This window comes from Blautia sp. AF32-4BH (assembly GCF_003460565.1).
GTDB classification, from domain to species: domain Bacteria; phylum Bacillota; class Clostridia; order Lachnospirales; family Lachnospiraceae; genus Fusicatenibacter; species Fusicatenibacter saccharivorans.
Genome location: NZ_QTVL01000017.1, coordinates 54,767 through 71,869 on the forward strand (window position 1 = coordinate 54,767; position 17,103 = coordinate 71,869).

Sequence of the window (17,103 nt, forward strand, 5' to 3'; positions counted from 1 at the left end):
TTGATTCGGTTAAACTATGATATACTCAAATCATCATGATACCAGGCTCAAAAAGCTAATGCAAGCTCGCTTGCAAGAGGATTTTTGAACTCTTGACCTGTCAAAAACATGACGAGGAGTGCAATGATATGAAAAAAGCGACAAATTTGATATCCTTTCTGATTTTAATGATGGTACTGGTCGGCTGTAGCAAAGAAACGGTCCATATCGACTTTCCTTTTGAAGTTGGAGATGTTGAAAATATCGAAATGTACCACTATGCGGGAGCACCGGTATCAGCAGAAAAGAAAATAGTCGTTGCAAAAACTGATATAACAGACTTGTATCATATGTTTGAAAACTTATCATTGACAGACAAACAAGTCGAAGAAACCACAGGCGCAGATGTGACCAGTTTTCGATTTAACCTTTCGGATGGGACAAACTACGAACTGGTTTATGTCTGCAATGGAGTCAAGAATGGAAAGCTGAAATCTTCCACGGGCAATTTTGAATACTTCACAAGTTCAGATATCGGCTCATATTGGTCAAATATGGATCTTGAATCAGTTCCAGTGAAAGAAAGTGAATTGCCGAAGTGGCATAACTGATTCAGCCTCGAAGGACTCCCTGTCATACGCGCTGGGGTGTTTTTATATATGATTCATCTCGTTTCCGTTTCTCATAAGTCGCTTCCATCCATTCCAGCACATCCTCTTTGTTCTGCTGAAACGGTTCGCTGTGGCTCAGGAGAAAATACGGCGCACGCACGTTTTTCAGAACTCGGATTTCCGCCAGCAGCCGCTCCGCATTATATACGGTCTGACCGCTTTTCTGCGTCGCATATGCCGCATCCCCGAGAAAGCACCACGTCTCATCCACTTCCAATGCAAGCGATCCTTTGGCATGACTCGATGGAATCGGAAATAAATGTAACCGCACGTCACCGTCCTGAAACCACGTATCTTCTTCTATCACAGTTCCTGTTTTTGTATAACGAAACGTATTTTTCCCCTGGTAAACCGCTTCGCACGAAATCTCCGACAGATTCCCGATATGGTCGGGATGAAAATGGGATAAAATCACCCGAATTTTTTTTCCTGTCTGTTTTGACTTTTTCTGCAAAATTTCCGGAACCGCAGGATGATTTCCCACGTCATATCCCCAGAGAAATGCGTCACCCTCGATGATCACAACATTTGCCGAAAGTGGATGTTCTGTCGGTGTAAGATAAGAAATGTGATTATTGATTGTCCGGATGTGCGGAATCTGTATCGGCTCTTTTCTTTCGTTCTTCATCCAATCAGCACCTCTTTTCCTTCGAACGCAAAACACAATGACCGACAGATTTATGAAATCACTTTCTTTCTCTGTCGGTCATGATATTAATCAAAATTAGTAACTATCTTATTTTAGAAGCTGAACACCGCCACACCATATGCCGGAAGTGAATATGCAATCCGATATGGCTGGCCATCGCATTCGCCGTTTTTGGCGCGGTAGACCATCTGGCGTTTTTCGGTCGGACCGCCGTATTTCATATCGGAGCTGTCGAGTATCAGGCGGTACTGTTTTTTGCGCGGTACGCCGCACATGTAGTCCGGTCTCTCGACTGGTGTGAAGTTGCAGACAAACAGCAGATTGTTCTTGCCTGTCGGTGACCAGCGGACGAAGCTGTAAATGCTGCGGTCGCCGTCGTTGGCATTGATCCACTGGAAGCCTTCGTAGCCGCAGTCGTTCGCGTAGAGTGCCGGGTACTTGCGGTACATTTTCAGCAGGTCACTGAAGAAGGTCTGCAGATGCTGATGCCCCTCATCTGCCAGCAGGAACCAGTCGATCTCGCGTTCCTCGCTCCACTCGCGGAGCTGTCCGAAATCCTGTCCCATGAACAGAAGTTTTTTGCCCGGGTGCCCGAACATGAAAGCATAGCCTACCATCAGGTTCTGGAATTTTTCCTCCAGATCGCCCGGCATTTTGTTGATCATCGAGCATTTCAAGTGGACAACCTCATCGTGCGAGAGCACCAGAATGTAGTTCTCGGAAAATGCATAGGTCATGCCGAAGGTCATCTTGTTATGGTTGTATTTGCGGAAGTATGGATCGAGCTTCATGTAATCAAGGAAGTCATGCATCCATCCCATGTTCCATTTGTAGGAGAAATGCAGGCCGCCGTCCTCTACGCTTCCCGTTACCTTCGGCCACGTTGTGGACTCCTCGGCAATCATGATGACACCTTTGTTTCGTCCGCGCACCAGGGTATTCAGGTGTTTGAAGAACTCGACGGCTTCGAGATTTTCATTTCCGCCGTTCTTGTTCGGCACCCACTGGCCCGGCTCTTTTCCGTAGTCGAGATACAGCATCGAAGCAACAGCATCGACACGGAGACCGTCTACGTGGTACTCTTCTACCCAGTAAAGCGCATTTGCCAGCATAAAGTTTTTCACTTCATTTTTGCCGTAATCAAAGATCTTCGTTCCCCACTCCGGGTGCTCGCCCTTTCTCGGGTCGGCGTACTCATACAGCGGCTGGCCATCAAAATCAGCAAGGCCGTGCGCATCTTTCGGGAAGTGTGCCGGTACCCAGTCCAGAATAACACCGATTTTATTTTTATGCAGATAATCAACAAGATATTTAAACTCTTTCGGTGTTCCGTAGCGGGAGGTCGGTGCGTAATAGCCCGTTACCTGATAGCCCCAGGAACCGTCAAACGGATGCTCTGCAATTCCCATCAGCTCTACGTGGGTATAGCCCATTTTTTTTACGTAATCGGCAAGCGAATGTGCGAACTGAACGTAATTGTAAAATCCGTCCGGGTTGGATTCGGACCACGGATGTTTCATCCAGGAGCCCGGGTGCACTTCGTAGATGGAGAGCGCGGATTTCTGAACGTCAAATTTTTTGCGGTTCGTCAGCCATTCGCTGTCACCCCAGCGGTAGCCTTCGATTTCCGCTACTTTTGACGCGGTACCCGGCCGTTTTTCGGATGCAAATGCGTATGGATCTGCTTTGTACAGTTCTCTTCCGTCCGGTGTGCGGATGTAATATTTATACATCATTCCCTCGGTCACGCCCGGAATGAACACTTCATAAACGCCGTCCTCGCCGACTTTCCGCATCACATTGGCATGGGCATCCCAGCCGTTGAATTCGCCGATGACAGATACTTCCGCCGCATGCGGAGCCCATACGGTGAACCAGGCTCCTACTTTGCCGTCTTTTTTGTCCAGGTGCGCACCCATTTTCCGGAAAATATCGTAATGGGTTGCCTGGCCAAATAAGTACTGATCCAGTTCAGAAAATCTTGGCTGATAGCCCGCCGGTTTTTTTGGCGCTTTTCTGGTTTTCGCTGTTGTTTTTGCCGTTGTTTTCGCAGTTTCCTTCATAGAAAAAATCCCCTTTATGCTTCTTTTTCAATCAGAACACAGCCGCACGGAGGTACTTCAACAAAAAGTTTTCCATTTTCCGGAGAAATGGCTTCTCCGGTTACCGCGTTTTTCCATGTTCCGTCGCAAGATGCAGGAATCCAGACTCCCGCACTCTGGTTTTCATCATTATTTACTGCTGTGATCAGAGCGTCTGTCTCATCCAGGCGTGCAAAGGCATACTGGCGGTTGGTCAGCATGAGTTCGCGGTATCTTCCCGTTCGTGCTGCAGGATGTTTTTTTCTGACGTCTGATAATGTTTTGATCCATGCCGGAAGTTTTTCTGCCGGCGGATTTTTCTCCAGTTCTTCCAGATTCAGCGCCGGACGCAGCGGATCGTCGTTTCCGCCTTCTTTTCTTCCCTCGATGCCGAATTCCGATCCGTAATAGATGGACGGGATGCCCGGCAGGAAGTACAGCAGCGCATAAATTGGAATCATGTTTTCTTTTACGTTCAGCTTGCTGGCCAGACGGTCTACGTCGTGGTTGTCAACGAAGCTGTACAGTTTCTTTCCTTTGTAAATGCCGCCGTTTTCGTCAAATTCGCGGCGGATCGTATGTGCAATTTCGAAGTAGTTATGATCGTTATGTCCCGAATAAAGTCCTTTGTGAAGCTCGTAGTTTGTGACACTGTGCAGCAGATGCTGGCCGTCTCCGATGTAGCGCGCATAGTCGCCGTGGATGACTTCGCCCATCAGCCAGAAGTCCTGTTTTTTAGCGGATGTGCGTGCGCGCATCTGCTCCATGAAGCCGAAATCCAGGCAGTCGGCGCAGTCGAGACGGATGCCGTCGATGTCGAATTCGTCGATCCAGAAGTCGATGACATCAAGGAGATAGTCGCGGACCTGCTGGTTCTGGAGATTCAGGTTGACGAGTTCGAAGCAGTTTCTCCATGCTTCGTAGGAGAATCCGTCGTTATAGCAGGTGTTTCCGCCGAACCAGATTCCTTTGTACCATCCGCAGTACGGGGACTGTTCTCTTTTTTCCTGAATGTCGCGGAAGGCAAAGAATTCGCGGCCGGTGTGGTTGAAGACACCGTCTACGACGACTTTGATGCCGAGTTCGTGGGCTTTTTTTACGTATGCGGCAAAGTCCGCGTTGTCGCCTAAGCGGCGGTCTACCTGTTTGTAATCTTTTGTGTCGTATCCATGTGTGGTTGATTCAAACAAGGGGCCGATATAGATTGCGGTACAACCGAGATCTGCGATGTGCGGAAGCCACTGTTCCAGTGTGGAAAAGCGGTGTACGGTTCCTTCCGATTCATTTTTTCTCGGCGCGCCGGTCAGTCCGATCGGATAGATGTGATAAAATTCTGCCTCTTCATACCATGGTGCCATTTTGTTTGTCCTCCTTGTTTTTGGGTTATGAGTAAATTCCATACATGAACTGGTGTACCAGACGGTAGACTTCTTCGTCCCGGACGACGAGGTTGGAAAGATCGGATTGATCTCCTGCTGTCATCATCAGGTAGTGCATCAGGATTCCGGAGAAGCCTACGGCGAATTGTTCCTGACGGCCGTTCATGTTGCCGAGTTCGGCGCTGGCGTTGTCGAAGACGTCGACGCACAGGTGATAGAACCGGTCAATCATGGGGTATACGGTGCGGAAGCCTTCGCTTTTTCTTCCGGAATAGAACAGTGCCATCATCAGCATATGGAATTTCGGGTCTTCGGAGGCTCCGTTGAAGAAGGCACGCGCGATGCGGTACAGTTTTTCGGGGATGTTTTTCCCGGTTTCGGAGGCTTCGATGAGTTTTTGTTCCATGGGCTGAAAGTGCTCGTTTAGCAGGGCTTCGAGGAGGCCTTGTTTGCTGCCGAAGTAATAGTACAGGGTTGGTTTGGATACTCCGGCGGAGTCTACGATCTGCTGAACACCGACGGCGTCGTACCCGCTTTCGTAGAAGAGGGTCAGAGCTGAGTTCATGATTAGCTGACGATTGTCCATTTTGAATCCTCTTTGTTGCGGAAGGGACGCTCTCTGGAGTTCGCCTGGCCGCGGTGTGTTTGGGTGGTTGTTTGTTACGTGTGAGTTGGCATTTGTTTTGGTTTAAAATGCTTTTGTTGATTTTGTATTTAAGAAGTCTGCTTTTGTGTGTGATGGTCGAATTGCGTGAGTTTTTGGCAATTTTGACGAATTTTGTTGGATTTTGCAGGTTTCTTATGTGTGTTTCTGTTATCATTATACCAATCGGTATATAAAAAGTCAATGCGAAATATATAATGGATGAAAATAGATGCATAGAAAAAGAACCGGCGGGGAAATCTTTAGTTTAGTTCTCAGATTTCTCTGTCGGTTCTTTTCTTATTTTCCGATACTGTTTTTATACGAACTGAACCTCACATGACTAAAGTCACGTGCTTCAGACCGCTTTAGGCGGCAGACAAAATATCGGCGGATACGCCTGTTTCTTAGATCTTGCGCGGATACGCGCTTCTTCCATGCCGGATACGGCAGGTCTCCACATAACAGGTAGTCCACAGTATATCCGCCTGTGTTTATGCTGCTTTTCGCAGTTCCATTTCTGAAATTAAGTCTCTCAAATCCGCATAAACACATGAGGTTCTACTCTTTACTGCAGGAACTTTTGCCTCCAGCAAAGACCTTTCCGTTGCCGGTAAGGGTTTTAAAATTTCACGGATAAAATATCTTGCTCCAATATTGTACGATGCAGATAATCCTCCTTCTGCATTTTTTTGCATTTTCTCTTTTTGTTCTCCAATTGCTGTTTTCCTTCAGATGCCGTATAATGGAAACAGCATTTTTCAAATTCAAATTAAGGAGAACATAAACTGATGATACGATTTAATAATGACTACAATCACGGTGCGCACCCGGAGATTCTGGAGGCGCTGGGGGCTATTAATGGGAACAGTTATGGTGGATATGGGGAGGATGAATGGTGTGAGAAGGCTGCGGAGCTGATTCGGGAGAAGATTCGTTGTGCGGATGCGGCGGTTCATTTTTTTCCGGGGGCGACGCAGGCGAATTTTATTGTGACGGCGGCAGCGCTTTCGCCGGTGCAGAGTGTGATTGCGGCGGATACCGGACATATTAACTGCCATGAGGCGGCTTCGATTGAAAATACCGGGCATAAGATTCTGGAGCTGCCGAATACGGATGGTAAAATTTCGGCGGAACAGATTGCAGCGTGTGCGGCGGCTTATTATGAAGGCGGTGAGCCGGAGTATCTGACGGAGCCGAAGATGGTATATCTTTCATTTCCGACTGAGCAGGGAACGCTGTATTCGCTGCAGGAGCTGACGAAGATTCACGAGGTCTGCCGGAAGTATGATATGTATCTGTTTGTGGACGGGGCACGGCTTGGATACGGGCTTGGATCAGAGAAGAATGATGTTTCTCTCGAGGATCTCGCTGCTCTCACAGATGTTTTCTATTTCGGCGGAACGAAATGCGGTGCGCTGTTTGGTGAGGCCGTTGTGCTTACAGCTGACTCGCTGAAAAAGCGGTTCAAAGCCTACATGAAACAGAACGGCGCTGTCCTCGCAAAGGGATGGCTGCTCGGACTGCAGTTCCACTGCCTGCTGGGGCATGATCTTTATTTCACTGCGACACGCCGCGCCGATGAACTTGCCATGAAACTCCGCAAAGCATTTGCGGCGCAGGGGATTCCATTCTGGGTGGAGAGTTTTACGAATCAGCAGTTTGTGATTCTCACCGATGCGCAGAAGGAAACTCTGGAAAAACGCTATATTTTCGAGCCAATGGGGAAATCCGCGGACGGCGGAAATATTGCGCGGTTCTGCACCAGCTGGGCAACGACGGAAGAGGAAGTACAGACACTGATTGATGACCTCAAAGCTTTATAATTTTTGTCCAAAACGACATTCTGCAAACACCGGCGATCTCTAAATCTGCTTTGCAAATTCAAAGAAAAAGCTGTACCGGTGTGCCACGAAAATGTAGATTTTGCCTTGTTTTACTCCGAGAAAGGAATCTTTATGTCTCATAAAATTGGTATTACCGCCTGCTCCAACCCCATGCATCCTTCCTTTTCCGCCGATCTGGCGCGTCTCTGTCAGATTCTGCGGGAGCTGGGCTTCGATCCTGTTTTAAGCCCCTGCCTCTACGACAACGGTTCCGGCTTTTCCGGCACGGGCGCGGAGCGGGCGGATGCGTTTATGAACCTTTACTGTGACCCAGAAATCACGGATATTTTTGATGTTTCCGGCGGCGATATGGCGAATGAAGTTCTGCCGTATCTGGATTTTTCTGTCATCGCCGCCTCCGGCAAGCGCTTCTGGGGATACAGTGATCTCACGACGATTGTCAATGCTGTCACGACTGCGACTGGAAATGAGTCGATGCTGTATCAGGTTCGAAATCTGCTGTACGACCACAGCGCCGAACAGATCACTCTGTTCCAAAACGCTTTTTCCGGGCAGTCTCCCAGCCTCTTCGACCTCCCTTGCACATTTCTGCAGGGCGATCACATGGAAGGTGTGATGATCGGCGGAAATATCCGCTGTTTTCTGAAGCTCGCCGGAACGGATTTTCAGCCGGATTTCCGCGGAAAAATCCTGCTCCTCGAAGCCATGGGCGGCGGCGTTCCGCAGATGGTTACGTTTCTGTCCCAGCTGAAAATGATGCATGCCTTTGAACAGATCAATGGTATTCTCCTCGGAACATTTTCCCAGATGGAACGCGACCAGCTGACGCCGGATATGCCGCAGCTTGTCCGCCAGGCGGCCGGACCGGATCTCCCGATTGCAAGGACTCCGTATATCGGCCACGGCACGGATGCACATGCCGCCGTGATCGGCAAATTTTATCAGATTTCTTCTGACTGATATACATCCGCGTAGCGCACGCCGAACTCCTCTGCGTCTGCATGGCGTTCCATATAGATATCAATGTGGCCGTACGGCGTGCCACGGTCCTCGACCGTGTAAATTTTTCCGCCGATATTCAGCTTCGTTCCAAACGGCAGAACGCCGGTTGCAATGGTCCGGCCCTGCACCGGCATTTTTCCGGATGCGGTCGGGCCGCCCGCCCAGCGGCCACAGCAGACGGCGCAGTTGCAGTAAGCGGTCAGTTTAAAATTGCCGAGATATTTTCCCGAAGCGCTTTCCAACCGATCACCTGCGGTACTGTTTTCTGCACTTGTATTCTGCACATTTTCTGCTCCCGCCTTCTGTTTTCCACCATTCCCGTTTTCTGTTGTCTGGTTATCCACAGAGTTTCCTTCTTTTCTCCCATTATCCACATCTCCCGTTTCTATTTTGCTCTCACGCATTTCCTTCGAAATCACCCGCACAGCAAATTCTGTCGATTTCTCATAGTTAAAATCTGAAATCAGAATCCCCGTCGCCTCGCTTCCAGCGTGGATTACTTTTCCATCACCGAGATAAATCATGACATGGTAAATAAACCCGCTCTCCCGCTGGTAAAACAGCAGATCACCAGGCTTTGCCTCCTGCACCGGAATGCGTGTTCCAGCTTTCGCCTGCTGGCGTGAGGTTCTCGGAAGGGTATACCCGAAATTAGCAAAAATCTGCTGGGCAAAGCCGGAACAGTCGCAGCCGTTTGTAAGACTCGTCCCGCCCCAGACGTACGGATTTCCCAGGAATTTTTTCGCGTACTGCAGGACCTCGCCGCGCGCTTCGTCAGAAGAAAGAAGTGTTCTCGTCGTTGCATATGTATAGGTGTACGCCTTATTATTCCATGGCTTCACCCACATTTCCGCCATGGGAAAACTTTCCTCCTGCCAACGGTTTACCTCTTTTTCAGCCTCTTCTCCGCGCAGGAGATACCGCGCGCAGACAAATCCACGGACATCGCCGGATTCCACATAAACCCAGTCAGAATCCGCATCCGCTAAAATATAACAGAGGCTTCCCTTCGGCAGGATTCCGACGATTTTCTGATTTGTGCCTTTTCCTTCGCGGACGTGAAGCCAGGAATTCACATCGGCGATAGCATATGTTTTTTCAACCGTATGAAACAGCCACGGCATACGGGAAATCGTGACTTTTTCAGCTTCTGCCGCCTGCCACTCACTGTAGCTTTCCCGCGTGCGCTCAGCTTCCTGCTCTGCCGAAAAGACGGGTTCAGCCTCGGCGGCTGGCGGTTCCGCAGACTGTGATAAATCAGAATCCGAAGAGACTTCTGCCGTCTTGTCCCCACCAGTTGCATCATCACTTCCTGCAGATCCGTTTTCTTCCTCCGGCGGTTCCATCTGCTCCCCATCTCCGCCGCCGATTTCTTCCTGCCCCGGCCATGGATCGTTGGAAATATCTTCCCCTTCGCCCGGCCACGGTCCATCCATTTCGCTGTTTCCCGGTGTTTCCGTCATGTCTCCCTGATCTCCCGGTTCTGGATTTTCCGGCTCCTCTGGCTCTGTCTCGCCTGCCTCTCCCGGTTCTGCATTTTCCGGCCCCTCTGGCTCTGTCTCGCCCGTTTTTCCCGGTTCCGTCATTCCTGCATTCTCTCCGCCGTCAGGCTCCTGCGGTTCCGGTTCCTCCGGGACTGTCTCATCTTCTTTTCCCTCGGATCCACTTTCCTCTTCCATCTCATCATTCTGCGTACCTTCCGGTTCTGTCACCTCTTCCGCTTCCGCAGGTGCCTCCTCCGCCGCATCTTCCTCCACGCAAAAAGAAGCAGCCCCAACGGCTGCTTCCCCTGCAATCTCAATTCCAATCTGTCCCGGATCGGCCGTTTCCTCTTCTGCTGCATAAACGGCTGTCGGGTTTCCCAGTGTCACTGCGAGCGCACCGATCATCGCGGCGCGCACCAGCTCGGCGCATTTGTCGCCCATCATTGTTTTATCAACCATTTTCGCTTTCTCCTATTCAATTTGTCCGGCCAGACGGAATTGATCCGAACAAATAAAACAGAAGAAACACCTCTGGTATCGCTTCCTATTCCTCTGCTCGAAACAGTCTGACCGCATTTTTTTCTGTCGTCTCAATGACTTCTTCTTCCGAAATTCCCTTGAGTTCTGCGATCTCCTGCACAACGTACGGCAGATACAGAGATGAATTTCGTTTTCCCCGGTACGGAACCGGTGCCAGATACGGACTGTCTGTTTCCAGCAGAATGCGCTCCATCGGAGCCATCTGAACCACTTCTTTGATCTTCTTTACATTTTTGAACGTCACCACGCCGCCAATGCCAAGATAAAATCCCATTTTCAGGTATTCCTCTGCCATCTCCACAGAGTAGGAAAAACAATGAATGACGCCGCCGATCTCCTCCGATTTTTCTTCTTTCATGACGCGGAGCGTATCGGCCGCCGCCGCCCTGCTGTGAATAATCATCGGAAGTTTTTCTTCCCGAGCAAGCGCAATCTGACGGCGGAACCAGTATTCCTGCTTCTCATGATTCTCCTTGTCCCAGTAATAGTCAAGGCCAATCTCACCGACCGCGACCGCCTTTTCCATGCGGCAGAGTTCCCGCATCCGCGCCATCACGTCCTCGTTCAGATCGCCCACCTCATCCGGGTGAAGGCCGAACGCGCCGTAGATGAACGGATACGCTTCCATCAGTTTTCTTGTATTTTCCAGTGATTCCAGATTTGCCGAGACATTGATGATACGCCCGATCCCGTTTTCCTGCATCGAGGAAAGCAGCTCTGCGCGGTCTTCATCAAATTTCTCATCGTCATAATGTGCATGTGTTTCAAATATCATATCCGAATTTCTCCTTAAAAAAACGAAACAGAAACGGAAGAAAGCTCTGCATAGCCTTCCCCTGTTTCCGTTTCCACATTTATCTATCCTATCGTTCGTTGTTTTCGTAAAAGTAAAGTGCGCCGCTGCGCCTGTGCTTATTATAACGCATTCATTTTTCCCGCGTCAACCAGGAAACGAAAAAATATGCCGGATTCCGATAAGATCACCGCCGTGCCGCAATCTCGTCCAGCAGGCAGCCAGCCACTTCGTCTTTTCCCATCAGCGGAAGCTCCTTGATGCCGTCCTTCGTGATCAGCGTCACCACATTCGTCGCCACACCGAAGCCGGCGCCCTCCGTCTTCAGATTGTTCGCCGCGATCATGTCGAGATGCTTCTTCTCCAGCTTCGCGCGCGAGTTTTCCACCATATTCTCCGTTTCCATCGAAAATCCGCACACAAACAGACCCGGATGACGGTTCTTTTCCACCCATCCCAGAATATCATCGGTGCGCTCCAGCGGAATACTCATGTCGCCGTCTTGCTTTTTGATCTTCTGATCCGCCACTGTCGCAGGCCGGTAATCGGCAACTGCGGCCGCCTTGATCAGAATGTCTGTCTCCGGCAATGTCTCCCGCACCGCCTCCAGCATGTCCTTCGCCGTCGTCACCGGTCGCATCGCAACGCCTGGAACCGGGGCTAATGAAACCGGGCCGGAAATCAGCGTTACCTGCGCGCCGCGGAGCATCGCCTCCCGCGCAATCGCGTATCCCATGCGGCCGCTGCTATGGTTCGTCAGATACCGCACCGGATCGAGGGATTCCTGCGTCGGGCCTGCAGTCACGGTGACACGCACACCAGCGAGCGTCTTTTCGCGGGCAAGCTCCATCGCGATATAATCGAGCAGCACCTCCGGGTCCGGCAGTTTTCCTTTTCCGACGTCCTTGCACGCCAGCATTCCCACGGTCGGCTCGATGATGCCGAAACCGTATTTTTTCAGCGTCGCCAGATTATCCTGCGTAATCGGATTTTCCAGCATCGCCGTATTCATCGCCGGAGAGACCAGCTTTTTGCACTTCGCTGCGAGCACCACCGTTGTCAGCATATCATCTGCAATGCCGTGTGCCATTTTTGCAATCACATTGGCGGTAGCCGGGGCAATCATAATCAGATCCGCCGCTTTTGCCAGCGAAATATGCGTCACCTCATATTTAAAATCACGCGCAAACGTATCGACCACGCAGCGGTTGTTGGTCAGCGTCTCGAACGTCAGCGGGGTGATGAACTGCGTCGCGTTTTCGGTCATGATGACATGCACGTCTGCTCCGGCTTTCCGAAGACCGCTCGCCACATTTGCCATTTTATAGGCGGCAATTCCGCCTGTCACACCAAGTACAACACATTTTCCGTCAAGATTTTCCATTGTAACTCCGTTCTGCTGCCTCGAAGCAACTTTTTTCCTATGATAGTTTTAAGTATAGCAGACAGAAAAACAGATTACAACCAATCCTGTTTGCCATTGATGCAAAAAGGCTTTATAATAAAAGTACAAAAGAGCTCTACTTTTAAAATAATCGCGAGGTATTTTTATGATTTTAGCCATTGATATCGGGAACACAACCGTTACGCTCGGCGGCGTCCGGATCGCACCGCAGCAAGCGTATTCCCTCGAATTCACAGCCCGGATTGACATCAACCACACCTGGTCTGCCAGCCAGTATGAATCTGCGATCGAGCAGCTTTTTGAAGACAAGAATCTTTCCCCGTCCGACTTTCGGGGCGTCATCATTTCCAGCGTTGTTCCGTCGGTTCTGACGCTTCTGCAGGAATGTGTCCGTAATCTGTTCGGCACAGAACCGCTGCTCGTCACATCCGAAAGTGATCTCGGCATGACATTTTCCATCCCGGAACCGGAAAAAGTAGGCCGCGACCGCCTCGTTGATGCAGCCTGGGCCGCCGCACATTATCCGCTGCCGGTCATCACCGTGGATCTTGGAACAGCGACGACCTTCAATGTCATCCGGGAAAACAGCGTCTTCTGCGGCGGCGCCATCGCACCGGGACTCGATATGGGACTTGGCGCCCTCTCCGAGCGGACCGCCCAGCTCCCGCGGCTCGACCTCCAGATCCCGAAACGCATCATTGGCAGAAACACCGAAGAATGCATTCTCTCCGGCACCATCGTCGGCATGGCCGCGATGCTCGACGGAATGGTCCAGCGCATCGAAGCCGAACTCGGCTCCCCCGCCACCCTCATCCTCACCGGCGGCGCGGCACGCTTCGTCGAACCGCTCGTTTTACATCCTCATATCTATGACCCGAACCTTCTGCTGAAAGGGCTGGCGTTCCTGTGTGAGCGGAATTGTGCAAATTAAAATCGTACTTCCAAATATTCATCAGACTTTTTCATTCTGCATGACGTTAAAAAGCGTGTCTGTTCTCCAGGCACGCTTTTCTCTATTTTTCTATGGAATCGCAACCCTTCTTTGTGTTGCCTCTCCGCTTTTCAGTTTTTCCTGATTCTCCTCTTTCAGTTTTAAAATACACGGGCGAATGCTTTCATCATACGTTTCTGTTGTCTGAAGTACATGACCATTGTATACAATCACATCATCGGAATACAGAAATACAAGCGCCATCTGATTCATCTCATGATCGTAGATCAGAACATACCAGTTATAATCATACAAAATCCTCTCTGTCATGTTGAATACCTGTTTTGGCTTCTGGCAGGAAATTTTTTCTCCGTAAATGGTCGAGAGAATTTCGTCCATCTCCTCCGGATGATCCTCGCGCGTGATCGCAAAGGACATTCCGGCTCCGGTGTCTTCCGGGATATAAAGATAAATCATCTCGGCTTTGTCCGTATCAAAGGTTTCGATTTCCTGCAGCAGTTCCTGATCCGATTTTTCTGAGATGAAATCTGCTGCCGTCAGGAAAACATCTGTCGTACCCCGCTCAGGACCAATGGGATTTTCTTTCTGTGTATACACCGCCGTCATTCTTTTTACCAGACATCCTGCAATCACGCAAAGGATCACTCCAGCTAACACAGTGATTTTTCTCTTTTTCATACGTTTCAAGGAAATCACCTCTCTTCCAAAACAGACATTCCGGGAACCTTCCAAAAGTTGAATTTTCTCTTTTCAGTATATCATGAATTTTTCCGGGACACACTCTTTTCCTTCTCCCTATGCACGGAAAAACTCCCGGCACTGCCGGGAGTTTATGACTTTCTTATTTCATAGTAACTATTCAGAACCCCATCTCGATTCCGCTTGCGCTGCATCTCGATGTTGCTTCTCGCCATATGAAATTCCAGAAAACCGTTCATTCATGCAAGCATGATTCACGATTTTCTTCCATTTCGCATGGCTCTGAATAGTTACATTTCATATTACTTTTTCACCTGCTCATATACCAGTCCCGGATAAGCTTCGAGGCTGACACCGTTTTTTTCAAACATTGGAAATGCTTCTGCGCCGGATGCGCATACGGCGGTTGCCATGCTTGCCTGTTCGGTGTAGTTCTCCCAGTTGTCGGTGGTAAGGCCAGGCTGGTATGCTTCCCAGGCGGTTTCGTATTCGGTGCTCTTATCGGAAGGAATCGCATCTTTCAGGCTCTCGCCGGACCAGACGGCAAGCTGATCTGCTTTTTTGTAAGTGTATTCCGGGAGCTGATCGTCGCCCAGCGACTGGTACAGTTCGTAGCGGGTAATGGAGTCTTTGGAACTTCCGTAGGATTTTTCCATTTCTTTTTTCACGGTATCCATATCGGCATCATCCGGGTAGGTGATGTCTACTTCGCACAATACCGGTTTTCCCGTCGCTCCGGTCTGATCGAGGTTGATAAACTGAAACATGACTCTGGAAGTTTTCTCGCCGAAAACAGTGGCTTCTGTATCTACTGCGATCGCGGCTGCACTTTCGGTCTCAGAGAAAATTTCCACCTGATCCCGATCTAAATTCCAGTCGGCAAGCACTTCATCCACTGTTTTTCCCCATCCGGTATCCGGCGGCGTAATTTCCTTGCTGCTCTCTTTCGCTCCCTGACATCCAGTCAGCAACAGAGCGCATATTGCAAAAATACCTGCTAATTTTTTATTCATACACCTGCATCTCCTTTCCGTTTTGTTATTTTTTTCACATACTTTTTTTGTTAGCCCTATACTACCATATATTCTTCTGAAAATCTATGACGTTTGGTGAAAATTTTCTTACATTTTTCTTATGCATTCGATTTAAATCAAAGAAAAAGCAACAACATCCCTTATAGAAATTCTCTACCGCTATTAAAAAACGCTCCCCCAGTATCTATAACGCAAGGGGAGCGTCTATTTTCAATTAGTTCGCTTGTTCTGATAATCGAGTTTTGCTTAAGCTCTCTCCCAGCGGCCTCCCGGGGCTGAAGATATAACACAATAAGCAATATTCAAACTTGAGGTTCCAGCTTTAATATACGAACGACAGGACCGTCCACACTCTAAAGTCGAATATGTAATCATCTGCGTATTATTTGGAGTATAGTGATATGGGGTTCCTCCAGCAGGATTTGAAATTGTTTTTGTAATATCATCATACTGGAATCCCACCTCTGGTGAATATTTGGATGTCTGCATTAAACTACTTGCTTTCATAGAGGTTCCGTAGTTCAGTGTTGTTTCAAACCAATTAATTCGTACCTTTAATGCCTGACGGTCATTTGTCACGGATACTTTCATGGTTGCATAAATGCTGTACTGGCTAAGCTGCCCCGTATTGCTTACAATATCAGTGATTGCTACTCTTTGCTGATGCTCGTCTACAATCAACAAACCCGTTGAAATAATATCCTGCTCGCTGCCATTTTCATCCACTACCTGTGTGATTGACAAATAATCATCCGGCTTTGCATCAATGGCGCGGGTCTTCATCTGTTTTTCCTGATATTGTTCAATTGCAACCTTAATTACGTCACTTTCATTCGTGATGTGATTGTTTAAAACCTCTTCATACACTCTGTTTTTTAATTCTGCATTTGTTTCTGCTTTTACTGTTGTAGCAAATACACTAGTCATCACCAAAGCTAACATACAGAAGCCGATTGCTGTTAACGCATTTTTCAATCTTTCTTGCATAAATAACTCCCTCTCTTTCGATTTGCAAAATTAATCACTGCTATTAATTCTCTTCTGCATTGGACTTTTCTCCTTCCTTCATTTTGCCTGTTAGCCTAGGCTCATTTAAAGCCTGGATTCAGTTTTTCACATTTCTTTACTTAAAAGCCCAAAAAGTTTATGATGTTAAATGAAAATAAAAAAACCATCTAACATCATAAACTTTTTATTTTTTTTCATATATTTTATAGATATATTATTTTACTTAACGAAAGCGAGATCTTCTATGAAAAAAACATTCAAAAAATTATTACTTATCTTCCTAATATTTTCTCATATAACTATTACTATTCCTGCACCCAAATTTCCACCATTTTCAACAACTTCAGCTCCACTCCCTCCAAATGATAATGATCATTAATTTAACAAATTTCTTTCCTCTACATAATTTTTCATTACCTTGTAATCTGCATCCATTTTATACAGCTTGAGCAGATTCAAGTTTTGTTTAAAATATTTTTTACATACTTCTTTTCCTTCTTCTTCCATAATGCACGCCTGAATCATCAAGCAATATCCTAAAGATGCACCCTTGCCTGCATACAGCATCTGCTGAACAGCTTTTTGACATGTGCACATAGCCTCCTTAAAATATTTTAATTCATCCAGTGCTCTTGCATAATTCGCTATATTCATATTCCAATCTAACATATGAAATACTGGCTTTATACAGCTATCACTATATCTGTCGTCTATAAAGTGATAGATTTCCAACGCCATTTGATAATCTTTTTTCCCCCAATAAATAAGTGCTATTTCTGTCAAAACACTGATTTCCTGGCGATTCAATACATATTCTGTTCTATATACATCTTCAAATTTCAATGTTATCTCTAACAATGCTTTTAGTTGCTGTACAAGTTCTTCGTAAGCGCAAAATATTGCTACGTTACTCATGAATTACGCTTGCACCAAAATG

The 17,103-nt window shown here is 48.1% G+C and carries 16 protein-coding genes; 4 read left to right on the forward strand and 12 right to left on the reverse strand.

The window, feature by feature from the left end; translation table 11 throughout:
• Positions 1 to 128 precede the first annotated feature (128 nt).
• Positions 129 to 590 (forward strand): hypothetical protein, encoded by a 462-nt coding sequence (locus DWZ44_RS15680; RefSeq protein ID WP_117805284.1) that lies wholly within the window; start codon positions 129 to 131, stop codon positions 588 to 590.
• A gap of 22 nt (positions 591 to 612) precedes the next feature.
• Here the strand turns inward: DWZ44_RS15680 and DWZ44_RS15685 are convergent, their stop codons facing one another.
• The 5 genes from DWZ44_RS15685 to DWZ44_RS15705 form a co-directional block, all read right to left on the reverse strand.
• Positions 613 to 1,278, reverse strand: coding sequence for an MBL fold metallo-hydrolase (locus DWZ44_RS15685; RefSeq protein WP_179965885.1), 666 nt, complete (start codon positions 1,276 to 1,278; stop codon positions 613 to 615).
• Between the two features lie 113 nt (positions 1,279 to 1,391).
• Positions 1,392 to 3,362: a 1,4-alpha-glucan branching protein GlgB gene (gene glgB, locus DWZ44_RS15690; protein ID WP_117805285.1), complete on the reverse strand. Its 1,971-nt coding sequence runs from the start codon at positions 3,360 to 3,362 to the stop codon at positions 1,392 to 1,394.
• 14 nt (positions 3,363 to 3,376) lie between these two features.
• Positions 3,377 to 4,738, reverse strand: coding sequence for an alpha-amylase family glycosyl hydrolase (locus DWZ44_RS15695; RefSeq protein ID WP_117805286.1), 1,362 nt, complete (start codon positions 4,736 to 4,738; stop codon positions 3,377 to 3,379).
• 25 nt (positions 4,739 to 4,763) lie between these two features.
• Positions 4,764 to 5,345: a TetR/AcrR family transcriptional regulator gene (locus tag DWZ44_RS15700; RefSeq protein WP_022461597.1), complete on the reverse strand. Its 582-nt coding sequence runs from the start codon at positions 5,343 to 5,345 to the stop codon at positions 4,764 to 4,766.
• Positions 5,346 to 5,896: 551 nt separating this feature from the next.
• On the reverse strand, positions 5,897 to 6,100 hold the full coding sequence (locus DWZ44_RS15705; RefSeq protein ID WP_055220935.1) for a hypothetical protein: 204 nt from the start codon (positions 6,098 to 6,100) through the stop codon (positions 5,897 to 5,899).
• Between the two features lie 93 nt (positions 6,101 to 6,193).
• Here DWZ44_RS15705 and DWZ44_RS15710 point away from each other — a divergent pair, with 93 nt between their 5' ends.
• Together DWZ44_RS15710 and DWZ44_RS15715 are read left to right on the forward strand one after the other, a co-directional pair.
• Positions 6,194 to 7,228: a threonine aldolase family protein gene (locus DWZ44_RS15710; protein WP_022461126.1), complete on the forward strand. Its 1,035-nt coding sequence runs from the start codon at positions 6,194 to 6,196 to the stop codon at positions 7,226 to 7,228.
• Positions 7,229 to 7,360: 132 nt separating this feature from the next.
• Positions 7,361 to 8,209: an LD-carboxypeptidase gene (locus DWZ44_RS15715; protein ID WP_147342491.1), complete on the forward strand. Its 849-nt coding sequence runs from the start codon at positions 7,361 to 7,363 to the stop codon at positions 8,207 to 8,209.
• On the opposite strand, the gene DWZ44_RS15720 is transcribed toward DWZ44_RS15715, so the two are convergent.
• From DWZ44_RS15720 to coaBC, 3 genes are all read right to left on the reverse strand, one after another.
• Positions 8,191 to 10,194, reverse strand: a complete 2,004-nt coding sequence (locus DWZ44_RS15720) for an NlpC/P60 family protein (protein ID WP_117805288.1) — start codon at positions 10,192 to 10,194, stop codon at positions 8,191 to 8,193. The genes DWZ44_RS15715 and DWZ44_RS15720 overlap by 19 nt on opposite strands.
• Before the next feature lie 85 nt (positions 10,195 to 10,279).
• Positions 10,280 to 11,050, reverse strand: a complete 771-nt coding sequence (locus tag DWZ44_RS15725; protein WP_117805289.1) for a TatD family hydrolase — start codon at positions 11,048 to 11,050, stop codon at positions 10,280 to 10,282.
• A gap of 205 nt (positions 11,051 to 11,255) precedes the next feature.
• Positions 11,256 to 12,452, reverse strand: coding sequence for a bifunctional phosphopantothenoylcysteine decarboxylase/phosphopantothenate--cysteine ligase CoaBC (gene coaBC / locus DWZ44_RS15730; protein ID WP_117801651.1), 1,197 nt, complete (start codon positions 12,450 to 12,452; stop codon positions 11,256 to 11,258).
• A gap of 166 nt (positions 12,453 to 12,618) precedes the next feature.
• Between coaBC and DWZ44_RS15735 the strand changes: the two genes are divergently transcribed.
• Complete coding sequence (locus DWZ44_RS15735) at positions 12,619 to 13,404, forward strand: type III pantothenate kinase (protein WP_022461121.1); 786 nt, start codon at positions 12,619 to 12,621, stop codon at positions 13,402 to 13,404.
• A gap of 90 nt (positions 13,405 to 13,494) precedes the next feature.
• Here the strand turns inward: DWZ44_RS15735 and DWZ44_RS15740 are convergent, their stop codons facing one another.
• From DWZ44_RS15740 to DWZ44_RS15755, 4 genes are all read right to left on the reverse strand, one after another.
• On the reverse strand, positions 13,495 to 14,103 hold the full coding sequence (locus DWZ44_RS15740) for a hypothetical protein (protein ID WP_147326134.1): 609 nt from the start codon (positions 14,101 to 14,103) through the stop codon (positions 13,495 to 13,497).
• A 323-nt stretch (positions 14,104 to 14,426) separates the two neighbouring features.
• Positions 14,427 to 15,137: a hypothetical protein gene (locus DWZ44_RS15745; protein WP_117805290.1), complete on the reverse strand. Its 711-nt coding sequence runs from the start codon at positions 15,135 to 15,137 to the stop codon at positions 14,427 to 14,429.
• Positions 15,138 to 15,404: 267 nt separating this feature from the next.
• Positions 15,405 to 16,145 (reverse strand): hypothetical protein, encoded by a 741-nt coding sequence (locus DWZ44_RS15750; protein ID WP_022461191.1) that lies wholly within the window; start codon positions 16,143 to 16,145, stop codon positions 15,405 to 15,407.
• A gap of 396 nt (positions 16,146 to 16,541) precedes the next feature.
• On the reverse strand, positions 16,542 to 17,081 hold the full coding sequence (locus tag DWZ44_RS15755; RefSeq protein WP_117805291.1) for a hypothetical protein: 540 nt from the start codon (positions 17,079 to 17,081) through the stop codon (positions 16,542 to 16,544).
• Positions 17,082 to 17,103 lie beyond the last annotated feature (22 nt).